This is a genomic window from Flavobacterium sp. Sd200 (genome assembly GCF_009826935.1).
Taxonomy (GTDB): Bacteria; Bacteroidota; Bacteroidia; order Flavobacteriales; family Flavobacteriaceae; genus Flavobacterium.
Genome location: NZ_WUMN01000002.1, coordinates 236,558 through 260,696 on the forward strand (window position 1 = coordinate 236,558; position 24,139 = coordinate 260,696).

General features: G+C 39.5%; 26 protein-coding genes. 20 read left to right on the plus strand and 6 right to left on the minus strand.

Annotation, left to right across the window (positions count from 1 at the left end; genetic code table 11):
• The 6 genes from GR160_RS07110 (at position 1) to groL (ending at position 4,587) form a co-directional block, all read left to right on the plus strand.
• Positions 1-510, plus strand: coding sequence for an LptE family protein (locus tag GR160_RS07110; RefSeq protein ID WP_160749174.1), 510 nt, complete (start codon positions 1-3; stop codon positions 508-510).
• A gap of 81 nt (positions 511-591) precedes the next feature.
• A complete protein-coding gene (locus GR160_RS07115) occupies positions 592-1,101 on the plus strand; it encodes an LptE family protein (protein WP_160749175.1) in 510 nt (169 codons plus the stop codon).
• A gap of 158 nt (positions 1,102-1,259) precedes the next feature.
• A complete protein-coding gene (locus GR160_RS07120; RefSeq protein WP_370519209.1) occupies positions 1,260-2,132 on the plus strand; it encodes a tetratricopeptide repeat protein in 873 nt (290 codons plus the stop codon).
• A complete protein-coding gene (gene secG, locus GR160_RS07125; protein ID WP_160749176.1) occupies positions 2,129-2,494 on the plus strand; it encodes a preprotein translocase subunit SecG in 366 nt (121 codons plus the stop codon). Before GR160_RS07120 ends, secG begins: the two co-directional genes overlap by 4 nt.
• Positions 2,495-2,646: 152 nt before the next feature.
• Positions 2,647-2,922, plus strand: coding sequence for a co-chaperone GroES (gene groES, locus GR160_RS07130; RefSeq protein WP_160749177.1), 276 nt, complete (start codon positions 2,647-2,649; stop codon positions 2,920-2,922).
• Positions 2,923-2,955: 33 nt separating this feature from the next.
• Complete coding sequence (gene groL / locus GR160_RS07135; RefSeq protein ID WP_160749178.1) at positions 2,956-4,587, plus strand: chaperonin GroEL; 1,632 nt, start codon at positions 2,956-2,958, stop codon at positions 4,585-4,587.
• 121 nt (positions 4,588-4,708) lie between these two features.
• Here groL and GR160_RS07140 read toward each other — a convergent pair whose 3' ends face one another.
• The 5 genes from GR160_RS07140 to xrtF all read right to left on the minus strand — a co-directional run bounded on the left by GR160_RS07140 (position 4,709) and on the right by xrtF (position 8,983).
• Positions 4,709-5,050 (minus strand): heavy-metal-associated domain-containing protein, encoded by a 342-nt coding sequence (locus GR160_RS07140; RefSeq protein ID WP_160749179.1) that lies wholly within the window; start codon positions 5,048-5,050, stop codon positions 4,709-4,711.
• Between the two features lie 98 nt (positions 5,051-5,148).
• Complete coding sequence (locus GR160_RS07145) at positions 5,149-7,419, minus strand: TonB-dependent receptor (protein WP_160749180.1); 2,271 nt, start codon at positions 7,417-7,419, stop codon at positions 5,149-5,151.
• A gap of 68 nt (positions 7,420-7,487) precedes the next feature.
• Complete coding sequence (locus GR160_RS07150; protein ID WP_160749181.1) at positions 7,488-7,901, minus strand: hypothetical protein; 414 nt, start codon at positions 7,899-7,901, stop codon at positions 7,488-7,490.
• A gap of 112 nt (positions 7,902-8,013) precedes the next feature.
• Positions 8,014-8,454 carry an exosortase F system-associated protein gene (locus tag GR160_RS07155; RefSeq protein ID WP_160749182.1) on the minus strand — a complete coding sequence of 147 codons (441 nt, stop codon included), beginning with the start codon at positions 8,452-8,454 and terminating at the stop codon, positions 8,014-8,016.
• Positions 8,438-8,983, minus strand: a complete 546-nt coding sequence (gene xrtF / locus GR160_RS07160) for an exosortase family protein XrtF (protein ID WP_160749183.1) — start codon at positions 8,981-8,983, stop codon at positions 8,438-8,440. The genes GR160_RS07155 and xrtF overlap by 17 nt, the downstream gene beginning before the upstream one ends.
• A 78-nt stretch (positions 8,984-9,061) precedes the next feature.
• Between xrtF and GR160_RS07165 the strand changes: the two genes are divergently transcribed.
• From GR160_RS07165 to GR160_RS07230, 14 genes are all read left to right on the plus strand, one after another.
• Positions 9,062-9,517, plus strand: a complete 456-nt coding sequence (locus tag GR160_RS07165; protein WP_160749184.1) for a GAF domain-containing protein — start codon at positions 9,062-9,064, stop codon at positions 9,515-9,517.
• 168 nt (positions 9,518-9,685) lie between these two features.
• Positions 9,686-9,955, plus strand: coding sequence for a 30S ribosomal protein S15 (gene rpsO / locus GR160_RS07170; RefSeq protein WP_160749185.1), 270 nt, complete (start codon positions 9,686-9,688; stop codon positions 9,953-9,955).
• 147 nt (positions 9,956-10,102) lie between these two features.
• A complete protein-coding gene (locus GR160_RS07175; RefSeq protein ID WP_160749186.1) occupies positions 10,103-12,409 on the plus strand; it encodes a polyribonucleotide nucleotidyltransferase in 2,307 nt (768 codons plus the stop codon).
• A gap of 131 nt (positions 12,410-12,540) precedes the next feature.
• Positions 12,541-13,170, plus strand: coding sequence for a hypothetical protein (locus GR160_RS07180; protein ID WP_160749187.1), 630 nt, complete (start codon positions 12,541-12,543; stop codon positions 13,168-13,170).
• A gap of 87 nt (positions 13,171-13,257) precedes the next feature.
• Positions 13,258-13,872, plus strand: a complete 615-nt coding sequence (locus GR160_RS07185) for a DUF2306 domain-containing protein (protein ID WP_237421182.1) — start codon at positions 13,258-13,260, stop codon at positions 13,870-13,872.
• Positions 13,869-14,840 (plus strand): YARHG domain-containing protein, encoded by a 972-nt coding sequence (locus tag GR160_RS07190; protein WP_160749188.1) that lies wholly within the window; start codon positions 13,869-13,871, stop codon positions 14,838-14,840. Before GR160_RS07185 ends, GR160_RS07190 begins: the two co-directional genes overlap by 4 nt.
• A 472-nt stretch (positions 14,841-15,312) precedes the next feature.
• Positions 15,313-16,767 (plus strand): TlpA disulfide reductase family protein, encoded by a 1,455-nt coding sequence (locus tag GR160_RS07195; RefSeq protein WP_160749189.1) that lies wholly within the window; start codon positions 15,313-15,315, stop codon positions 16,765-16,767.
• A 35-nt stretch (positions 16,768-16,802) separates the two neighbouring features.
• On the plus strand, positions 16,803-17,390 hold the full coding sequence (locus GR160_RS07200) for a TetR/AcrR family transcriptional regulator (RefSeq protein WP_160749190.1): 588 nt from the start codon (positions 16,803-16,805) through the stop codon (positions 17,388-17,390).
• Between the two features lie 73 nt (positions 17,391-17,463).
• Complete coding sequence (locus GR160_RS07205) at positions 17,464-17,919, plus strand: hypothetical protein (RefSeq protein ID WP_160749191.1); 456 nt, start codon at positions 17,464-17,466, stop codon at positions 17,917-17,919.
• Positions 17,920-17,921: 2 nt separating this feature from the next.
• Positions 17,922-18,227: a DUF3817 domain-containing protein gene (locus tag GR160_RS07210; RefSeq protein ID WP_160749192.1), complete on the plus strand. Its 306-nt coding sequence runs from the start codon at positions 17,922-17,924 to the stop codon at positions 18,225-18,227.
• A 92-nt stretch (positions 18,228-18,319) separates the two neighbouring features.
• Entirely contained in the window at positions 18,320-19,177 is an 858-nt protein-coding gene (locus GR160_RS07215; RefSeq protein ID WP_160749193.1) for a hypothetical protein, read from the plus strand.
• 31 nt (positions 19,178-19,208) lie between these two features.
• Complete coding sequence (locus tag GR160_RS07220) at positions 19,209-19,760, plus strand: RNA polymerase sigma factor (protein WP_160749194.1); 552 nt, start codon at positions 19,209-19,211, stop codon at positions 19,758-19,760.
• Complete coding sequence (locus GR160_RS07225) at positions 19,750-21,456, plus strand: hypothetical protein (RefSeq protein WP_160749195.1); 1,707 nt, start codon at positions 19,750-19,752, stop codon at positions 21,454-21,456. Before GR160_RS07220 ends, GR160_RS07225 begins: the two co-directional genes overlap by 11 nt.
• 148 nt (positions 21,457-21,604) lie before the next feature.
• Entirely contained in the window at positions 21,605-22,468 is an 864-nt protein-coding gene (locus GR160_RS07230; RefSeq protein WP_020212501.1) for an RNA polymerase sigma factor RpoD/SigA, read from the plus strand.
• 362 nt (positions 22,469-22,830) lie between these two features.
• Here the strand turns inward: GR160_RS07230 and GR160_RS07235 are convergent, their stop codons facing one another.
• Positions 22,831-24,129 (minus strand): TolC family protein, encoded by a 1,299-nt coding sequence (locus GR160_RS07235; RefSeq protein ID WP_160749196.1) that lies wholly within the window; start codon positions 24,127-24,129, stop codon positions 22,831-22,833.
• Between the last annotated feature and the right edge of the window lie 10 nt (positions 24,130-24,139).

Consider the following 24,139-nt stretch of genomic DNA (forward strand, 5'->3'; position numbering starts at 1 on the left):
ATGAAGCGCACAGCAACCTTTATTTTTGCATTTATAACATTACTCTCGTTTAGCGGCTGCGGCATCTACTCATTTACAGGAGCAAATGTAAACCCTAACATAAAAACGTTTCAGGTCAATTATTTCCAGAATAATGCCGAAGTAGTTGAGCCGGGTATTGAACGTACGTTTACTTTACGCCTGCAGGACCTGATACAGAACCAAACCAACCTGAGCCTTACCAACACCAATGGCGACCTGCTTTATGAAGGAGAGATAACCCAGTTTAGGGTAACACCCATGCAGGCCACTGCCAACCAGCTTGCAGCACAAAACAGGCTTACCATTACGGTTAACGTTAGGTTTACCAATAAAAAGAACGAGGACGACGATTTTGAAAAACCGTTCAGTTTTTATTATGATTACAGCGGCAATGAGTTGCTTACAGGCAGTACACTCAATGCGGCCCTCGAAGAGATATTTGAAAGGATAACACAGGATATATTTAATGCCTCATTGGCTAAATGGTAAATTGTTAATTAGTTGTTAGTTGATGGTTGTTAGACAGAACCCGACAAATAATAACTAAAAACTATCAACCAAAAACTAAAAATGCGCATAGTCTATACAATAACTACTTTTATAATGCTTACGCTACTGTATGGCTGCGGCAGTAGATATTCGGCATCAGGGAGTAATATTGGCGAAGATGTAAAAACGTTTCAGGTCAATTATTTTAAAAATGAAGCCGAAATTGTCGAACCGGGCATAGAGCGTATTTTTACACAACGTTTGCAGGATCTGATTCAAAACCAAACAAGGCTTGACCTTACTGATACAGGAGGCGATTTGGTTTATGAAGGCGAAATAACCGAATATAAAGTAACACCTATGCAACCCACTGCCGGGCAGCTTGCAGCGCAAAACAGGCTAACGGTTACAGTAAACGTAAGGTTTAAAAACAATAAGAACGAAAACGACAATTTTGAGCAAACGTTTAGTTTTTATTACGATTATAATGCTAATTTTATGCTGAGAGGCACTGTTCTTACCAGCGCCCTCGAAGAGATTTTTGAAAAGATAACACAGGATATATTTAATGCCTCGCTGGCTAAATGGTAAATTGTTATTAGTTGATGGTTGTTAGACAGTATCCGACAACTAAAAACTAAAAACCATAAACTAACAACAAAAAGCTGAACACAAAAGACTATACATACCTGCTTAACAGGCCTTACTCTTTAAACGACAGGCAAACCACAGAGCTGGAAGGCTTACTGGTGGAGTTTCCGTACCTGCAAAGTGCTCGTGCCATTTATTTAAAGGGATTGTATAACCGTGACAGTTTTAGGTACAACAGCGAACTTAAAAAAACAGCCGCCTATACAACCGACAGGGCTGTGTTGTTTGATTTTATAACTACCGAAGACTTTAGAAGTATTGACCGCCATGTTCTTGAAGAGCAAAACAAAGCCTTAGCGCAAATTGAGGTAACCGAAAGTGTAGAGATAAAAAACAATATTGCAAGCCTGCCAACCGTAGACAAGCTGGAACAATCTATAAAACTGCTCATAAAGGAAGCTGAAGAAGAAACTCCTGTTACTGCTGAAACGGAAAAATTTGCCGTAACTCAAACAGAGGAGGCTATTGATGTTCCTATTACAGAGCCATCTTTTACAGCTCTTGCTAAAGAACAGTCAGTTGTTGAAATTACAGATCAACCGGAGCTTGCTGTTAAACCCATTGGAAGCCCTCTTGAGTTTAAAGAGAATGAAACGCATTCGTTTGCCGAGTGGTTGCAACTCTCTAAACTTAAACCCATAGAGCGCGAAAATACACAGCCTGAACCCGCAATTAATGAAGAGCTCGACAAAAAATATGAACTTATAGATAAGTTTATAGAGGCCAACCCAAAAATAATTCCGGTTAAAAAAGATGCTCCACCAGTAGCAAATCTTGCCAAAACACAGAGCGACAGCCCGGGAATAATGACCGAAACCCTGGCGCGTGTATATCTGGAACAAAAAAAATATACAAAAGCTATACAGGCTTATGAAATTTTAATTTTGAAATATCCGGAAAAAAGTGTTTTCTTTGCAGACCGTATTTTAGAGGTAAAGAATTTACAACAAAACATAAATAAAGAACAATGATCAATTTCACGATTTTTCTGGTACTTATAACAATCGTTAGCTTTTTGCTGGTAGTTGTAGTAATGGTACAAAACCCTAAAGGAGGCGGCTTATCATCTTCATTAGGCGGACCTCAAATAATGGGTGGTGTACAAAAAACAACCGATTTCCTTGACAAAAGTACTTGGACGCTTGCTACCATATTAGTAGCACTTATTTTACTTTCAAGTCTTAGCTTTTCTTCAGGCTACAGCGACGCTCCTTTAATGGACGAAACTGAACTGCCTGCGGCACCTGCTGCTAAAAGTGGCGAAGCTGCAAAACCTGCTGCTCCGGCTACTGCCCCAGCAACAGAAACACCTGCTCCGGCTCCTGCAAAATAATGCATACTATTTAAAATATTATCTTAAAAATGCCAGCCTGTCAACGCTGGCATTTTTTATATATGTAAATTTGGCAGATTTGCAAAATGGCACAATTTCTGACAAACTGTAAACGTCAATTTTAATTAACAAAAAACAAAATAAATAACAATATGGCTTTAAACATTAAACCGCTTTCAGACCGTGTTCTTATAGAGCCGGTTGCTGCAGAAACCAAAACCGCTTCGGGAATTTTTATTCCGGACACTGCTAAAGAAAAACCGCAAAAAGGCATTGTGGTAGCCGTAGGCAATGGCACTAAAGACCATGAAATGACCGTAAAAGTGGGCGATACTGTATTGTATGGCAAATATGCAGGTACCGAACTTAAATTTGAAGGTAAGGATTACCTTATCATGAAAGAAGAAGAGATCTTTGCAGTAATCTAAAATCTGTTTAATAGTTAAAAATATTCCATTATCATGGCTAAAGAAATAAAATTTGATATTGAAGCACGCGACGGCTTAAAGCGTGGTGTAGATGCACTGGCAAATGCCGTAAAAGTAACCCTTGGCCCTAAAGGCCGTAATGTTATCATCAGCAAATCGTTTGGTGGCCCTACAGTAACTAAAGACGGTGTGTCTGTAGCGAAAGAGATCGAACTACAGGATACTCTTGAGAATATGGGTGCACAAATGGTAAAAGAGGTTGCCTCTAAAACCAACGACCTTGCAGGAGACGGCACTACTACAGCTACAGTTCTTGCGCAGGCTATCGTTAAAGAAGGCCTTAAAAACGTAGCAGCAGGTGCAAACCCTATGGACCTTAAACGCGGTATAGACAAAGCCGTTACTGCTATTGTGGCAGACCTTGCCGGACAAAGCAAAGAGGTAGGCAGCACATCTGATAAAATTAAACAGGTTGCCTCTATATCTGCCAACAACGACGAAAGCATAGGCGAGCTTATTGCTGAGGCTTTTGGCAAAGTAGGTAAAGAAGGCGTTATTACTGTTGAAGAAGCTAAAGGAACGGACACTTATGTGGATGTTGTAGAAGGTATGCAGTTTGACCGCGGTTACCTATCTGCTTACTTTGTAACTAACTCTGAGAAAATGGAGGCTGAACTTGACAGGCCATACATTTTATTATATGACAAAAAAGTGTCTTCTATGAAAGACCTGTTGCCTGTCCTTGAGCCGATAGCACAAACAGGAAAGCCACTTTTAATTATTGCTGAAGATGTTGATGGCGAAGCTCTTGCTACACTTGTTGTAAACAAACTTCGTGGTGCACTTAAAATTGCTGCTGTTAAAGCCCCTGGTTTTGGCGACAGAAGAAAGGCACTTCTTGAAGATATCGCTATCCTTACAGGTGGTACAGTAATTGCTGAAGAGCAAGGTTACACTCTTGAAAATGCTACACTTGACATGCTTGGTACTTGTGAAAAAGTTGTTATCGATAAAGACAATACTACACTTGTAAACGGCGCAGGAAGCCAGGATAACATCAAAGCCCGTGTTAACCAGATAAAAGCACAGATGGAAAGCACAACATCTGACTATGACAGGGAAAAACTACAGGAACGTCTTGCCAAACTTGCAGGCGGTGTTGCCGTGCTTTATGTGGGAGCAGCAAGCGAAGTAGAAATGAAAGAGAAAAAAGACCGCGTTGATGATGCACTACATGCTACCCGCGCAGCGGTAGAAGAAGGTATTGTTGCCGGTGGTGGTGTAGCTTTACTTAGAGCTAAAGCTGCCCTTGCTAACATTAAAGCCGAAAATGCAGATGAGGCTACAGGTGTACAAATTGTTGCCCGCGCTATTGAGGCTCCGCTAAGAACTATTGTTGAAAATGCCGGTCTTGAAGGATCTGTAGTAGTAGCTAAGGTTGCCGAAGGTAAAGGTGATTTTGGTTACAACGCTAAAACAGATGAGTATGTAGACATGCTTAGCGCAGGTATTATAGACCCTAAAAAAGTTACCCGTGTGGCGCTTGAAAATGCTGCATCAGTATCGGGCATGATCCTTACTACAGAGTGCGCTCTTATCGACATTAAAGAAGATAACGCTGGCGGCGGAATGCCAATGGGCGGCGGAATGCCAGGCATGATGTAATTCCTGGTTATACAAAACTATATTATAAAGGAGCGTTATAAAACGCTCCTTTTTTTGTCCATAAAAATACCCTGAGTGGTGTTCTCAGGGCATTTTGTAACTAATACTGCTACAATATTGTTTATTGCCTTTCGTACTGGCAGCAGTGGTGCAGGTTTTTATAAGCTTCATCAGTCGCTTTAACCTTATCTGTATCATGTCCCGATTTTGCTACAGCGGCATGCACATCGCTCACATTGGCTTTGGTTTCATCCATTATAAGATGCAGTGTTTTATCATCTTCCTGCCATGCTGCGCTCTTTACTCCCTTTACAGTATAAGCTGCTTTTTCAATACGCTTTTTACACTGTCCGCAATTGCCGTTAACCTCTATATTGTGGTTAGCATTCTTACTCTTTTTTTCCTGTGCCTGCAGGGTTAATCCTGCAAACATTACGAATAGTACTAAAACAAGTTTTTTCATTTTTTAATTTATTTAGTTTGTCCTCTTAAACACCTGAGTGTATCTGCCCCCTCTCCTTTGGAGAATCCCGATAGCTATCGGGAGGGGTGAGGCCTTTTTTATTTCACTTTAAATCGAATCCCAAAATAATACATTTGCCCAAATATAGGCGCATATACAATAGAACTGTCAAAATACGCGCCAAAAGGGTCGCTTGCCCCTAAAATAGCTTTTTTTTGCTGATAATTACCAATATTCTCGGCACCCACATAAGCTTCAAAAACGCTGCTGAAAGTACGTGTTACCTGCGCATTGACCAATGAGAATGACGGGGAGTACCTTCCCATTTGATATTCTACAGGATTGGCAGCCGTGTTTGGCAGCCGCTGTTTACCCATTAGGTTATAGGTAACATCAAACTTCCATTGCCTTCCTCCGTCTACAATGTGTGTTTCATAGGCTGCATTGGCAAAAAAGCGGTTCTTAGCCTGTAACGGTCTTTCCTGCGCGCCCGTGCCTATATAATCGGTCTTAATATCATAGTATTTGTATGCCGTACGAATATTAAAATGGCGCGTAATCTCATAATTCAGTTCCAGTTGCAGGCTGTTAGCATATGATCTTCCTTCAAGGTTATAAAACAATACCTGTTGTGGCGATGCATAGACATCTGTCACCACCTGATTTTGAAAATCGGTACGATAAAAATCGGCCACAAACTCGGTATTCTTTCCAAAAAGGGTAAAATTTTGCACAAAGCTAAGCCCGTAGTTCCAGGCAATTTCAGGATCAAGGCCATATACCCTACCTCCTGCCCTGTTAGCAACAGCCTCTATCATTCGCGAAGTGGCAAAGTAAGCCTGGTTCTCGGCAAAAATATTGGCGGCACGCTTGCCCCTTCCTGCCGATGCGCGAATGGTGGCTTTTTCCCACGGGTTGTAGCGCAGGTGCATGCGCGGCGTTACAAAAGTACCCAGACGGTTGTGCACATCTACACGCCCTCCCAGCACAAGGCTAAAATCGTTAGCATTGTCGTAAGTATATTCAAAAAATGCCCCGGCAGAGTTGTCTATCCTATCGAAATCCTGACCGTAGAAACCAAGGGTGCGCGGTGACATTACATACTCATTATAATCATCATAGGTAAAGTTTATACCCGCGGCAAATTTATTAAGTGTGTTATTAATAATAGAGTTGAATATAAGGTTAGAATACAGGCTTTTTTGCGCCATATCGTAACGGTTCAATCCAAAGTAAGACTCCTGCCTGTGCCAGTTGAACGATGTTTGCAAACCTATACTTTGGTAAGGCATATCCGGAAAAACATAACCCAATTTTGCTGATACATCGGCCTTATCGGTATTAATTTCAGAACCCCAGTGGTTGGTAGTAAACTTATCCCTATCGGGATCAAAATCAACCTGCCCGCTTTGCTTTTCGTCGCGCATGTACCTTAGGTTTATAAAGCTTACCCAGCCTTTTTCGGCATCCGTAAACTGCCATCGGTTAAGCACGTTTATTTGTTGCCCTAAAGGATTGTCTAAAAAACCGTCGTTGTTCATATCATTCTTAGACAATCTTGTATTGCCATGAACAAATAACGATGAACTCCATTTATCAGACACTTTTTTATTAAAATGAGTATTCAACTCAAAACGGCTTCCGGTATCGCCATAAGCATTCAAAAAGAAGGGAATATCGTTTACAGGCTTTATTAGCTCATAATTTATTTGTCCAGAGATACTTTCGAAGCCATTAACAACAGGGCCGGCACCTTTAGTTATTTGTATACTTTCTACCCACGTACCCGGCACAAATGAAAGACCATATGCCTGAGACGCCCCACGAACCGATGGTATATTCTCTTCTGCAATTAAAAGATACGGGCTTGTAAGTCCCAGCATCTTTATTTGTTTAGTACCCGTTAAGGCATCAGTAAAGTTGACATCTATAGAAGGATTGGTTTCAAAACTTTCGGCAATGTTACAGCAGGCGGCCTTGAGCAGTTCTTTACTACCCATAGTCGTCACATTTGCTGCCTTTAGCTGCGAACGTTCAAGGCTTTTGCGGGTTTTATCTACCACTACCTCTTTAAGCTCGCTTCCTTTTTCGGGTTTCATAGTATGCGAAATATATTGTGATGCATGTACATGAAGGGTATCTGTAGTATAGCCTATATAACTAATTACAAGATACATGTTTTCCTGGCTGTAGGGTATTGTAAAGCTTCCGTCCTGTTCTGTAGATGTACTTATAGCAGTATCTTTCCAAAAAACAGAAGCTCCGGGCAGGGGCTGGTTTTGGTCGTCCAGCACTTTGCCGCTAAGGGCTTGCTGTGCCTGCATAAATGATGCACACAGCAGCAAAACCATTAAAAATAGTTTATGCATAATTTTAGATCTTAAATATTATAATTCCGTTGTCCTTTAGTTAAAAAGGAGGCTATAATAATTTAAGATCAGGCGTAAAAAATGTATTGGCAGTATAGTTTAAAGAGCGGAGGCGCATTAGCATCGCAATAAAAAGAAGGAGTTTGCTTTACTAAAACAGGTTCTTCGCTATAAAATAATGATGAGGGTTTCCAGTCGGCTACAGAGAAAAAGCTACCGAGTTCCATACTGATGGATTTAACCACACCCGGATCGGTCTTTTTTTCGAGCTTGACAAGACTATCTTTGCAGCACTTTTTTTCAGCTTCAACCTTTTTAGCACAGCAGCCAGAAGATTCTTTACTTAAATCTTTAGCAACTTTATAAGTAAGACTAACACCTGAAACATTACCATGACAATAATGCACATTAAAAGCCAGCCCAATATTGGCGAACAATATCAGGAAACTCAAAAGTGTGCTTATGTGCTTTGCAATTTTCATGTTACGCAAAATTAGGCATTTATAATTAACCACAAACAGTAGTTAGCCACCAATTACACTAATTTGCACAAATGTGAGCAACTATGATGCCAAAAAACCACATTTTAAAGCATTACTTAGTCAAATACTTCTGATAATAAAAAGCCGGTAAAAATAAAATAAGGAATAAAGGCTGTATTAAAAACCTCCTGATGTAAAATATTATAAGCAAGCCAGGCTCCTCAATACTTAAGGCCACATACAATGCTGCAATAAGCACAGCAAAAAACACCAGCAGCAGCAATGCCGACAGTTTAAGTATTGCTTTATCTTTAAACACCACCCATAAAACAGCTAATGTTATCAGGCTATTTAGCATATATCTGAAAGCCAGATTAAGATACAACAATGGGGCATCATAATCCGGGAGCTGATACTTTTTGGAAGATTCGAAGAAAATAAGGAGCGGATCGTAAAAAAGCGCCGTTTGAAATATGCGTATGCACACCAATAACACTAACAATACTACCAACGTTAGTGCACCTGCTGTGCTTAGCTTAAACTTTTGCTGCATTACCTCTAAATTTAATTACCCATGCCACCCAAAGTGCAAACACGACCCCATAAATAAACAACGGAAAAATTATATCGTGCAAAAGCTCCCTGTACTGCGGATAATGATACACACCAATGCATATAAGAGCGATCCTGATTATATTAAGCACATGAATAATCAATATTCCGGCAAGAATATAAAGTAACGTTTTTTTAAATGTACCCGAAAAAGCCACAACAAACGCTGCAAAAAGTATCACAACACTAACCGCATTGCATCCCTCTACAACACGGGCCACTGCTTTGCCATGCACAAAAAATCTCAGTGAGGCTTCGCCGCTGTGTGGCCTTAAGCCCGATTCTGCCCCAAAAAAATTAGCAAGGTCGCAACTTTGCTCCGCAACAATGCGCGTAACACCGTCGGGTTCGAAAGCTGCGGCATCAAAACGACTCAAGTATAACCAGTATAACCCCGACAAAACGAGATAGCTAAGGGCAAACTTTGCCAGAAAAACAAAAAAGGGTTTGTTTTTATCAAGAACACCCATCGGTACTATTTTTAACAAAAATATAGAAATAGCCACAGCTATAATAAATACTTTTGCAGTAAATTATAATTTAACATTATGACATTTGAAGAACTAAAGCCAAAAGTAATTGATATACTGCACCATGACAATGTTTTAAGAGATGAAAAACTATTGCAGCTTTGCCATTTACTGGAAGAAAATATAGATTATTATGACTGGGTAGGCTTCTACTTTCGCAATGGCGATAAAGAAGAACTTATTTTAGGCCCTTATGTAGGTGAAGAAACAGACCACACCGTTATTCCTTTTGGACGCGGCATTTGCGGCCAGGTGGCGGTATCGGGCAAAAACTTTGTTGTGCCCGATGTACATGCACAGGATAATTACATTGCCTGCAGTCTTACGGTAAAATCAGAAATAGTAATACCGTTATTCGTTAACGGCGAAAACATAGGCCAAATAGATATAGACAGCAACATTGCTGACGCCTTTACCGACCTTGACGAGCGCTTTTTGGAGTTTGTGAATGAAGAGGTAGCGAAGCTGTTTTAATTTGTTTCAGGTTTAAAGTTTAAAGTTTCAGGTTCTTACTCGGGTGCAACAGCAACAACCTGAAACTTTAAGCCTTAAACTATTGTGCATTTTGAAAAAAGGTTTACCTTTGCACCCAAAATCAGGAAACCCCTGATATTACATAATAATCATTTAAATAATATTAGCATGTACTTAACTAAAGAAGTTAAAGCAGAGATTTTCGCGAAACATGGCCAGACTGCAACCAACACAGGTTCAGCAGAAGGACAAATCGCGCTTTTCACATTCAGGATCAACCACCTTACAGGACACCTTAAAAAAAATCGTCACGATTACAACACTGAGCGTTCTCTTGTTAAGTTGGTAGGTAAAAGAAGGAGCCTTCTTGACTACCTGAAAAAGAAAGATATCAACAGATATCGTGAGATTATCAAAGAACTAAACATCAGAAAATAATCAAGATGAAAAGAGGTGCCTGCGCGCCTCTTTTTGTTTTATAACTTAATTGCCTTAAAACTTTTGGTTTTTCATTGGGTACTAAACAACTACACACAACAACAACACAACAATTACCCATTGTTTAATCAAAAAAAAATGGATTTCATGATTCCAAACGTAATTAAAGAAACCATCGATCTTGGAGACGGCAGGACCATCTCGATCGAAACAGGCAAGCTTGCCAAGCAGGCAGACGGAGCTGTAGTAGTACAAATGGGCAACGCAATGCTGCTTGCCACTGTAGTATCTGCCCGTACTGCCGCGCCAGGCATAGACTTTTTGCCTCTTACGGTAGACTACCGTGAGAAATTTGCGGCTGCAGGCCGTTTCCCGGGCGGCTTTTTTAAGCGCGAAGCCAGGCCAAGCGATGCAGAAGTATTAACTATGCGTCTTGTAGACCGTGTATTGCGCCCACTTTTCCCGGACGATTACCATGCCGAAACGCAGGTAATGATACAGTTAATGAGCCACGACGAAGAAGTTATGCCGGATGCTCTTGCAGGTCTTGCTGCATCAGCAGCACTTGCAGTGTCTGACGCACCTTTTTACACACTTATATCTGAAGTGCGTGTAGGCCGCGTAGACGGTAAACTTATCATCAACCCAAGCAAAGCAGAGCTTGAGCGCAGCGACATCGACATGATGATCGGGGCAAGTGCCGACTCTATTGCCATGGTTGAGGGCGAAATGAAAGAAATATCTGAAGCCGAAATGGTAGAAGCTATTAAGTTTGCCCACGAAGCCATTAAAGTACAAATTGCTGCACAGGAAAAACTAAGGGCAGCAGTAGGCAAAACCTTTAGGGAATATGAGCCTGAACGTAATGATGATGCTATACTTGCAAAAGTTCGCGAGCTGTCTTATGACAAATATTTTGCAATAGCCAGCGAAGGTTCTGCAAAACATGAGCGTTCTGAGAAATTTGCCGCAGTTAAAGAAGAAGTTAAGGCTTTATTTAGCGAAGAGGAGCTGCTTGAAAACGGCGATCTTATCAGCAAATATCTTTACAAAACAAACAAAGAGGCTGTTCGTAATGTTATTCTTGACAACGGCACACGCCTTGACGGACGTAAAACTACAGAAATCCGCCCAATTTGGTGCGAGGTAGATTATTTACCGTCTACACATGGTTCATCGGTATTTACAAGGGGAGAAACTCAGGCACTTGCTACAGTAACCCTTGGAACATCGCGCGAGGCTAATGTAATAGACCTTCCATCTGAACAGGGCGAAGAGCGTTTTTACCTGCACTACAACTTCCCTCCTTTTTCTACCGGAGAAGCTAAACCGCTTCGTGGTACATCAAGGCGTGAAGTAGGTCACGGTAACCTTGCACAGCGCGCCCTTAAAAACATGATACCTCAGGACAACCCATATACTGTACGTGTAGTATCTGAAGTATTAGAATCTAACGGTTCATCATCTATGGCTACCGTATGTGCAGGCACACTTGCACTTATGGATGCAGGTATACAAATGATAAAACCGGTATCGGGTATTGCAATGGGCCTTATATCTGATGATAAAACAGGCCGTTATGCAGTATTGAGCGACATTCTTGGCGACGAAGACCACCTTGGCGACATGGACTTTAAAGTTACAGGTACTGCCGATGGTATTACAGCATGCCAGATGGACATTAAAATTGAAGGCCTTAACTATGAGATCATGGAGAAAGCCCTTGATCAGGCCCGTGACGGACGTTTACACATCCTTAGCAAATTAACAGAAGTAATTGCTGAGCCCCGTGAGACTGTTAAACGTCATGCTCCTAAAATCATTAAAGTTACCATTCCGGGAGCTTTCATTGGTGCACTTATTGGCCCAGGCGGAAAAGTTATTCAGGAACTTCAAAAAGCATCGGGTACTACTATTGTTATTAACGAGGTAGATGAGCAAGGTGAAGTTGAAATTCTTGGTACAAGCCCTGAAGGTATTGACATGGTACTTAAAAAGATCGACTCTATTGTGTTTAAACCACAAGTTGGAGAGACTTATGAGGTAAAGGTTATTAAACTGCTTGACTTTGGTGCAGTTGTAGAATATACAGCAGCTCCGGGCAACGAAGTACTGCTACACGTAAGCGAGCTTGCATGGGAGCGTACAGAAAACGTAACCGACGTTGTAAATATGGGTGACGTGTTCAATGTTAAATACATTGGTATAGACCCTAAAACACGCAAAGAGAAAGTATCGCGCAAAGCGTTGCTTGACAAACCGGAAGGTTATAAAGAACGTGCACCACGTGAAGACCGCGGCCCAAGAGACGGCGGCAGGGACAACCGTGGTGGCGGTAGAGATAACCGTGGTTCAGGAAGGGACGACCGTAATTCACGCGATCGTGGCCCGAGAGAAGAGCGCAGAAATGATGCTCCCCGTTCATCTGAGAATAATGATTCGACAGAATCATAAACTATAAAGGTGTTAATTCAAATAAAACCCCTGCTGCTTAAAAAAGTAGCAGGGGTTTTTGATTTAGTAATCTTATTTTTTTGTAGAATCATAACGCGAAACTCCTACTTTTACTATAAACTAAATAACTAATGAACAAACTCTTAGTCCCTCTGCTCATTATAACCATTTGTTTTTGCGCAACAGGACAGGAAATAAAGTCCACTGGTTACAGAAAAGCACCAGCCTTATCAATAAAAGGAGATTTCGACGGCGATGGAATAACAGATATCCTAAGACAGTTTGTAAGTGATAGTCTTGGAAACGAACTCCGGCACATTGTTGATGGAGAAACGTGGGAGGACACAGTAATACTTTATAGCAAATATAAATATTACAACGCCTTTATTTTCAATAAAAAACCTGCCCACATACCTGCTTATGTAGCTGTAGGATTATATTGCCTTATAAATTTAGGCAATATTAATGATATCAAAGGCGATGAGATAGCCTTTGTACCGGATCTCAGTGATTTTAGCCGTCATAACTATTGCTTTATTTTTACTTTATGTGATGGAATATGGACTGAGTGTTTTGAATTTAGCATTCACGAAGGTGCTTTTGATTATACAGGAAACACCCAGCCAATATTTAAAAACATACCTGAAGCTTTAGAATTTAAAGACGGTCAATGGAAATATTATGATTATTTGGAAATGCCTTACGAAACACCTGAAGATGTAGGGAAAATGCTGCCTTTAAAAGTACCGGACTGTAAATAATGACAAGCGAAGCACTTTTTATGTATTTTTGGCTGCATGAACATTAAGCCCCTAAAAATGCAGCTAAACCCAAACAGCATATTAAACATGCTGTTAGTTAGCGTGTTTGCCTATTTTTACTGGCTTATGCTACAGCTTACGCTAAACTATGTGCCCTACAGCAGCAATGCCGGTTTTTTAATTATAAAACAAACCGAGGTTACCACCCTGCCGGAGTATCGTTACATTTTTTATGCACATGTGTACACCAGTATTTTTGTATTGCTCTTTGGTTTTATACAGTTTTTTAAGTTTAAATCGGCAGCGGGCATACGCCTGCACCGCGTTGCCGGATACCAGTATATTTTTCTACTCCTGGCCTTTGCCGCGCCAAGCGGGCTGTATATGGGCCTGCATGCCAATGGGGGCATACCGTCTAAAATATCGTTTATTATTCAAAGCCTGCTGTGGTGGGCAACCACTTTTATAGCCCTGCAAAAAATAAAGCAGCGCAATTTTACAGCACACCGCAACTGGATGCTGCGCAGCTTTGCGCTGTGCCTTTCAGCAATAAGCCTGCGGTTTTGGAAAGTGGTTATAGTATATTTGTTTCACCTGCCGCCCATGGATACCTACAAAATTATTGCCTGGCTGGGCTGGGTGCCCAACCTTATTATTGCCGAAATTATTATACAAAAAACAACCAATAAAACACCATTATGAAAAAAGCACTATTATTAACAAGCCTTACAATACTACTTATTTCCTGCAAAGAAGAAAAAGAAGTAATACAAAATAAAACTTTGGCTTATGCCGAGGTAGGCAAAGAATCGCATAAAGAGCTCTACGGAATTTGGTCGGGAAACATGGAACCGGTATGGCCTGAGGGAGACGAGAGTGAATATTATTTAACAGACGGCAGCGACCAGATGACCGACGGAACCAAAATGGTAACCGTTAAAATAAACAGGATAACAAACGATTCTGTTTTTGGGGTAAGCATTTCCGGCGGAAACCAAAGGCCGCTTGTGGGAGTGTTTCGTTCTAATGCCTTAGCCACTACTATGGTGCTTAATGAGCCGGGCGATGATAAATATGACGGCCGTTTTGAACTGGAACTTATAAACGACAGCCTTAGCGGCAAATGGATAACCTATAAAAAGAACCGTGGCCTAACGCCCATTAAAACCCTTAAACTTACCCAAAAGAAATTTAAGTATGACCCAAATGCTATGCTAAGGGCAGACACAGAGCTTATAGACTGGGAAAACCACAAAGAGGGCGAAATAGCTTATGAAGAATACGAAGACCCGGAGCTTACAGAAAACAACGAAGTAAACCCTGATTCCATAACAACCGATGAAGAACCTAAAACCTACATTGGCACTATATACAGGGTGGCATCAGACCAGGTTTTTGTTTTAAACGCTTCTAAAAATCTGTTAACCGAAGAGCAGCTAAAAAACCTGACAAAGCTTGATATGGAGATTATACGCAACACCATATTTGCCCGCCATGGCTATTCGTTTAAAAGAACTTCTTTACGTTACTTTTTTGAATCGGCTTATTGGTATGTGCCTATTTCTAATAATGTAGATAAAGACCTTACCAAAGTTGAAAAGCAAAACATTGCCCTGCTTACCCGTATGGAAAAATATGCAACCGATAATTACGAGCATTTTGGCCGATAGGCCTAAAAACTATAATATATTAAGCCTCTTATACCATTAATGAATATAGATTAATCTTTTTCGAACAATGGTTAAAACGGCTTATTCCTTCCCACAAAGTCCACGAGGTTTTCACGAAGTGCACAAGGCATTAACGCTTCGCTTTTAAGTCCACAAAGCTATATCTACCAACAGCACTAGTCTTAAAGCCTTGTGAACTTCGTAAGACAACTTGTTGCCCGTTGTGTACAATATTATTCGTACTACCTTGTGCATTTCATGAAAACCTTGTGATTCTTGTGGTAAAATTGTAATCAAATCATATTATTACTGACTGACTAAATTATACTTATAACTGGAATTACTTTAAAGTTTCAGGCTCTTTTTATATTCGACAATAAAGCACTGATATTTTACAGTTTGCAATTAAAAAAACAGTATTTTAGTAAAACTAAAACGTTTTTTTTTAATCCTGCAATCCCGTAAACCTGCCATGAACTTAAAAACCATCATTTATAGTTTTACTATCTTCTTAATTGCATTGGTAAATGTTTATGCTAAGGAAACTATTATAAATGGTAAAGTTGAAGGAAAGCTACCTACCGAAATAAGATACACAGCACCTGTAAACGGTAGTATGGGGTTTGATATGCATTATTCTGTTAAGCCCGACGTTCAGGGCAATTTTGTAATAAAATGTGATCTTACCGATATAACTGTCATTGACCTGTATTATGATCTTAAACCAGCCGGATCCGTAATTGCAACGCCCGGAGAAAGCTACAGCATTATTATAAATCGCGACAATAAAGAAAATCCTTTTGCCGTGCAGGGCAAAAGCAGCGAATACCAAAAACTGTATAACAAAATGTATGGCAACTACAAAATGGTTTTGGTACACGATTACAGCCAACAGTTTTGGAAAAAGACCGCAGCAGAAATAAAGCAGGAACTCAAAAAAAATGCAGATTCAGACAATGCTAAACTGGATGAACTATTAAAATCCAGCGCAATACCAAAAGACGTTTATAACTATTTAAAACAGGAGAGACGATACTTTCTTGCCTGTGCGGCAGGCTATGGGTCTTTTGTAAAAAGTGGCATGACACTGCGTGAACCTAATCCTGACATAGCAAACGTAATGAAGCAATGGTGCGACTTTTATACCGGTCTTCCTGCTGACGGCATTGGCATTAACAAAACGCCTTGGGGATACTTATTTTTAGATGGCTATGTAAATTATAAATGGCTTGAAGCCGGCAACTTTGACTATAAAAGGGCTCAGGAGATTGATGTAACAGAGATTGTGAAAAAGAACATCCCACCACAGTATATGGAGTTTTACATGGCCAGCGACCTGAACAACAATATTGTTGAAGGCTTTAAAGATGAGAGCATGGTAACTGCTTTTAATTTATTTAAGCAAACTTACCCAAACAGCACTTATATAAAACTGTTGGAGCCAGGTATGGACCCCATTATAAAGCTCCACTCTACCAGCACAAATCTTACCGAAAGTACAGCGTTTGTAGATAATTATTCTGCAATTAACTCGTTAGACGGGCTCATTAAAAAATTCAACGGCAAAAAACTGTATTTTGATGTATGGGCAACCTGGTGCGGCCCATGCAGGCAGGAGTTTGCACACAAAGATGCCCTCTATAAGCTATTAAAAGAAAATGGTGTTACCATAGTTTACATTTCTATAGACAACAACAATAAAGAAGAAGAGTGGAAAAAAATGATAAACTATTATGGCCTCGAAGGTCAACACATAAGAGCCGGTGAACAACTCAATGCCGACCTTAGAAAAATTTTTGACAACAACGGGTCTATATCCATTCCGTGGTACATGCTTGTAGGCGCAGACGGTAAGTTACCCAAAAAACACGCTTCACCACCATCTAAAATCGATCGACTGAAAGAAGAAATTGGCATGCTGAAATAGTATATAAGCTTTATCTTTGCTGTAAACATTCGTCAATGTCATCTAAAGCTGCTGCTACCAGACTTAATATACTCCAAAAAGCCTTTACGCTTGTGTACCAAAAAGGGTATCGCACTACCAGTGTAGACGAAATTATTGCCACAACACAAGTAACCAAAGGAGCTTTTTTTTATCATTTTAAAAATAAAGACGAGATGGGGCTTGCCATGATAAATGAGGTTATGTATCCAGGAATGATAGATGCCCTGACTGAACCCCTTTCTAAAGCACAGGATCCTGTTACAGAAATTTACAGCATGATGCACGGACTGCTACTTGAAAACACGTTTTTTGTAGTAAAGTATGGCTGCCCCGCGATAAACCTGGTTGAGGAAATGGCTGGGCAGGACAGCGATTTTGCAAAAGCTCTTTTAAACCTAAGCAATAAATGGAAAGATGCTATTGTTACCTGTCTTGAAAACGGAAAAATATCTGGAAAAATTAAACCCGAGACCAATAGCCATAACACTGCCGTTTATATTATGAGTGGTTATGGAGGAATTCGTAACCTTGGAAAAATCTACGGAAAAGATTGCTACATTCCTTTTTTACAGGAATTTAAAAATTACCTCAAGACATTGTGATATTTTTTATCCAAAAACATACCGATTAGTATGTTTTTAATTTACCTTTGCACATCATCAATTAAAGCACATCATGTATCAGACACTATTAGTCATCCACTCTGCCCTGCGTTGGCTGGTGGTGGCAAGTTTATCCTTGAGCATATATACTGGCTGGAAAGGCTACAATAAACAACTGCCGTTTACAAAAAGTAATAACTTGCTTCGGCATTGGGCAGCAACCATTGCTCATACTCAATTACTTATCGGAATGATACTATATACTCAAAGCCCTATGGTAAAATACTACAATAATGGCATTGGTGACATGACAGGTGAACCGACTTTCTTTGGCTTTACACACATTGCTTTAATGCTTGTTTCTGTAGTGTTAATTACAATTGGATCGGCAAAAGCTAAACGCGAACCTGTTGATTCCGGTAAGTTTAAAACAATGGCTGTTTATTTTAGCATTGCCGCAGTAGTACTATTTATAGCCATACCATGGCCGTTTTCTCCCCTATCTCACCGACCTTTAATTCGATACTAATTATGATACACTTATTAAAAAACAATATTGGCCGCCTTAGGATAATAGGATTTTTAGAAGGCCTATCACTTATTGCACTTGTATTTATTGCAATGCCATTGAAATATCTAAACAACGATGCCCTAATGGTAAAAACACTGGGACCAATACATGGCGCATTGTTTCTTCTTTTTATATTCAACACACTAAGCGTAGCCGTTGCTGAAGGCTGGAAGTTTAAACAAACTACCTGGAAAGTTTTAGTAGCCTGTATGATACCTTTTGGCACTTTTTATATAGATAGGAAGATATTGAGTACTGCAAATTGAAAATGATTTGCAATTTTTAAAAATATTTTTGTAATCTGCGCAACCTTTTTGTTTTTATGCAGACTATAGGGTATAACTTTAAATTGCTCATCATGAAAACGAACATTTACTTAGTACTAATTGCTGTTGCCACACTGGTATCATGCACGAGTGAAAACATTACAGAGAATGTTAATCCGTCACAGCAAAACCAGCTTACGTTACAAAGGGTAGAAACGTATTATCCGTCTAAAGATTTCTACGAAAATAGTACAGCGACAATACCGACAGGCAAAACGGTACAGTATTTTGAGGATGGCTTTATTGTTGCCGACAGTACATTTAACTCACACAGTTTAATATCTACTACTGTACGTTCATTAACAGCCACTTCTGCTTCACAAATTGTCTACAACACTAGCAATGAAGCAATAGAAACTTATCATTTTACTTACGACAACAGCGGCCGTATTACAGAGTTATCTGCAGTATCATCTGTATCGAACTACAGAAAAACCATAACCTATGCTGCTAATGGTAATGCTTCAGTTACATATCACAACGAAGATAACGGTACCAGCGAAAATATAGGAACTTATATTGCAAACCAGGATGGGCTTTTTACGCAACTTAACGCTACTAACGAAAATCAATCCTTGGTATTTGAGGGCGATAAACCTGTTACTTACCTGCAATCAATACTTGATAGCAATACCATAATAAACATGGAATATTACAATGTTGCTGTTCCTGAAAACCGCTTAAAGACCACAACACAGATAAATAATATTACAGTTGTAGGTAAACTGATAGACTCTGTAGCACAAAACTCTAATTTCTATTTAAAAAGCGTTTTAGGAATCTACAACAACGAGTCTGAATTTAACAGTCTTAACTACATAACCCACAATATGTATTATGATTTAATAAATAACGGCACTACGGAAACTTATTATTATTACAACGAATAGTTTTTAGCATCTTACATATAAAGACTTTCTTTTGGATCAGGAAAAAATCATAAAAGGCTGTATAAAGTACAACTCCCACGCACAACGGGAGTTGTACCTCTTGTATAAAGACAGGCTTTTTATGCTGAGTCTAAAATATTGCAGGAACGAGGCAGAAGCCGAAGATAATCTGCACAATGCTTTTATCGAGATATTTACAAACATTGGCAATTATAAAGGGAAAGGCTCTTTTGAGGGATGGCTAAAGCGCATTACTATAAACAAAGCCGTAAACAGTTATAAAAAAACGCTCCAACTTGTACCTGTAAAAGAAGATATACCGGATGATGTTACAGTTACTGATGAAGAGATGAACCTTCCGGCAGATTACATACTGGCACTTGTGCAACAATTGCCGGATCAGTATCGGCTTGTATTTAGTCTCTACGAATTTGACGACTATTCCCATAAAGAAATTGCGGCAATGCTATCAATATCCGAAAGCACCTCAAAATCTAACCTGCACCGTGCCAAGGCTATATTGAAAGAAAAAATTACAAACAGGCATTCCCACCCTAATTATATTATAAGCAATGGAAAATAAAAAAGACATAGGGAAAGCATTTCGCGAAAAGCTGGACAACCTGCAAAAGCAGCCGGACATTTCACTATGGGATGCTATTCACACTAACCTGCCTGAAAAAAAACGCAGATTTTTGCCCTTGTTTTGGACAGAGGCCTCTTCTATCTTGAAAATAGCTCTAATAACTCTTTCATTACTTTTTGCAATAATTACAGGATACCTTCTTAAAGATTACAATACCAACAATATAACGGAACCGGGAGAGAATAATACTGGCAACACTCAGAGCAATATACATCCTGACAAAAACAATAAAAGTGTTACTATAAAAGATATTTCGAATAAAGCCAATACTTCAAAGCATGTATCAGATAACGAAAACAATGAGCCGAACACTCAAATTTGGGAGGATAAAGAGACCTACACAACTGTAGAAGTTACCGATCCTACTAAACAAAAAGAAACCAATATATTATCCGAAACCAATGGTAAGGACGATAATGCAAATAGTACAACACAGGCCACTAACAGAACTTCCGGAGATAAAATAATAGTTTCAAGAGACAAAAGAGGGAATACCCCTAAGAAAACCAGGAGCAATAACATTTTAGCCTCCTATAATTTAAGTGAAACTGGACAGAAAGAATCACAAAACAACAATTATCTCACCAAAAACACAGACATTTCAGGAAATAAAAAAACGAAAAAAAGACTGCCTGTAAAAGACTCAAAATACGAACCCGACGACGACACAAAAGAAAGATTTGAAAGTTTAAATAGCATTGAAGATAATGCATCTGATAACAATATTGCTAATAATTTAATACCCGAAATGGATACTGAATTTATAGATACTATATCGCAACTTAAAGACAGCCTTAGTGTTGCTGAAGCAAAAGATTCTATAGCCATTTGCAAAGATGTTGTTGAAGAAAATACAACAAAGAGTGACAGTAGCACTATAGCCAATTTTAAACAATTTTATGTTTTTGCACATGTTTCTCCAACACAGTACATGCTTAATGATGCCTTGTTGCCTGACGCAAAACTATCTGCAAATAAAACAACCACAAAAGTTAGCTTTAACTACGGAGTATTTATTGGTTATAACTTTAATCGAAAATGGAGCCTGCGTACTGGTATAGCAATGGCGGGGCTGCAACACACTACTAAAAATGCTTTGCTAAAAAGTACATACAGCGTTGTTCCCGGTAATCCTGGTACGGTTACAACTGATAACGGATATGTGCATCTAATGCCTCCCTCAAATTACACCGGTATTAACTATACCCGAAATGGATCTAATGCTGCCATAGTAAAACATTTAGGTACACAGGCAAATGAGGCAATGGTCGACATAATACAAAAAATAGAATTTATAGAAATACCTGTTGAAATGACATATAACGTTTGTAATACTAAGCTTAGCGTAGGTATATTAGGCGGAATCAGCACGGTGCTAACAACCAAAAATATTGTATATGCACAAAACAACCGGGGCACAATGTGGCTTGGGGAAACTAAAAATGTAAAAAATGTAGGTTTTAGTGGTACAGTTGGCTTTCATTTCTCATACAAAGTAATACCTGAGCTAAACCTAAATGCAGAACCCGTTTTTAAATACTACCTAAATACTTTTAGCAACAGCACACCATATTCTTTTGGGCTACAGGCTGGGCTACAATATGATTTTAATTTATTTTCAGATAAAAAATAAAAACTTAAACGCCTTATTACCAAACAACAAAGCATTAATTCGTGATAATGTTTTTGTTAAATTTTAAATTTGAGGCCTTGCTTTGTAACTTTTTTGCAACTCGCTACGTATAACTACTGAATACTTAAAATAACTCAGGAATTTTTACATGAGACAATTAAAAATTACCAAGCAGGTAACCAACAGGGAAACTGCTTCATTAGACAAATACCTTCAGGAGATTGGTAAAGTGGATTTGATCACAGCAGATGAGGAGGTAGAGTTAGCACAACGCATTAAGGCCGGAGACCAAAGAGCTCTTGAAAAACTTACAAAAGCCAACCTGCGTTTTGTGGTATCGGTAGCAAAACAGTATCAAAATCAGGGATTAACGCTTCCTGACCTTATTAACGAAGGTAACTTAGGACTTATAAAAGCCGCTCAGCGTTTCGACGAAACCCGTGGTTTTAAATTTATATCCTATGCCGTATGGTGGATTCGTCAGTCTATACTACAGGCTCTTGCAGAGCAATCACGTATAGTGCGTTTACCGCTTAACAAAATTGGTTCTATTAACAAAATTAATAAAATGTATGCCCTGCTTGAGCAAAGCAACGAACGCGCTCCAAGTGCCGAAGAAATTGCAAAAGAGCTGGACATGACCGTTAACGATGTTAAAGAGAGCATGAAAAACTCCGGCCGCCACCTATCTATGGATGCGCCGCTTGTAGAGGGTGAAGATTCTAACCTTTATGACGTATTACGTTCTGGTGAGTCTCCAAACCCGGACAGGGAACTTATACATGAGTCACTTCGCACAGAGATTGAAAGAGCTCTTGAAACCCTTACGCCACGTGAGGCTGATGTTGTAAGGCTTTACTTTGGCCTTGGCGACCAACACCCAATGACCCTTGAGGAGATAGGAGAAACTTTTGACCTTACACGCGAGCGTGTACGCCAAATTAAAGAAAAGGCTATCAGGAGGTTAAAACATACTTCGAGAAGCAAAATCCTTAAAACCTACTTAGGATAATTAAAATATAGTGAAAAAGAGCCGCCAAAATTTCATATTTTAAATAATATTTGTATTTTGGCGGTTTAATATGCGCTATACTTTTACAAAAATATAAAAGCACAAACAGTTTCAATAACTGTTCGTTTTTTGATTGATGATTGAACTCCGGCTGATTACCGGAGTTTTTTGTTTTTTATACAGGCATACTTCTCTTAAATAACTAACTCTCTGTTATAACGATAGTAGCTTACAAAAATTGCAGGCAATTGTTAAAAATTTAATAAGAATTTTTGACCCAACAAAAAAGACAGCCACGAATTACACGAATTTGCACTCATAAAGATTGGTACAAATTCGTGTAATTCGTGGCTGCAGAAATATTAAAACGATAGGTTACCAGCGAGTGTTTTTAATGACACTTCACTTACTTTAGCATTATATTGTGCCGTGCTGTTGCGCGAAAGGGCGTTTACATAGTTAAGCTGTGCCGTGCGTACCTCAAGCGTAGTAATGGTACCTATACGATATTTCTCCATAGTAATATCGAGGTTTTGCTTGGCAATGGCAACATTTTTTGCCTCAAGCTCTACCAGCTCTAAATTGGTAAGATAGGTTTGATAGGCAGACATGAGCTGCGAATTGATCGTTTGTGTTTGCTGTTTAATAAGCACATCGGTATTCTCGATCTGTATTTTGGCTACTTTTTCATTACGGTTCTGTAAAAAACCGTTGAAAATATTTATCGAAGCTGATATACCATAGTTAAGACCACGCGAGGAATTCTCTCTTGCAAACCCAAGGCTCGATTCGCTTTCGGTAAATACATAGCCGGTGGTAACCCCTACCTGCGGATATCGCGCTGCTTTTACCTGTTTTAAATTAAGCTCTGCCACACGTTTATTGATCATTGCCATTTGTATTTGCGGGTTTTGTTGCCCGGCAAGGTTCATCAGGTCTACAAGTTTAAGCTTATTATCGGCAGTAACACTGTCTGCTACCACAAATTTACTGGCAAGGTCGCGTGCCATCAACTCATTCAAATACGTCTTTGTATTCTCATAAAGCTCTTTTTGGCGTAAAAAGTTAGTCTGATCGGTATTAAGGTCAACCTGTGCATTAAGCACTTCCAACTTGGCTGCCTTACCAATAGTAAAACGGTTTTTTGCTGTTTCAACCCTTTGGTTAGAAATTACAATAGCCGTATCAAGAGCTTTTAGCATTTGCTGTTGTTGTACCACATTAAAGTAGGTAAGCATCACATCATTAACACGGTCAAGAATGGTAAATTTAAGTTCTGTCTGCCCCAGTTTTTCAAGCTCTTCAAGCTGGTCATAACGGGCAAACATCCTGAAACCATCAAAAATGGTCCACCCAAGGCTAACCCCATAGTTCATGCTGTTGTTACGGGCATTGTCAAGGTTTTGGACTGTACCATCTGTTCTTATCTGGCGCGAGTTCTGGATATTATTATTTTGATTAAACGTACCAGAAAGCGTTGGCAGTAATCCTGCGTTGGCAAGGCTTACGTTTTGCTCGTCTATTTTAAGATCGTTGGCCGCAAGCTTAATATCATAATTATTTTTTAACGTGGCTGCAACAGCATCTTCTACCGAAAGAAAATCCTGTGCAAAACAGTTTGCCGTAAAAAGTGCAAGAAATATATAGAGGTAAAACTTCATAACAGGTAAA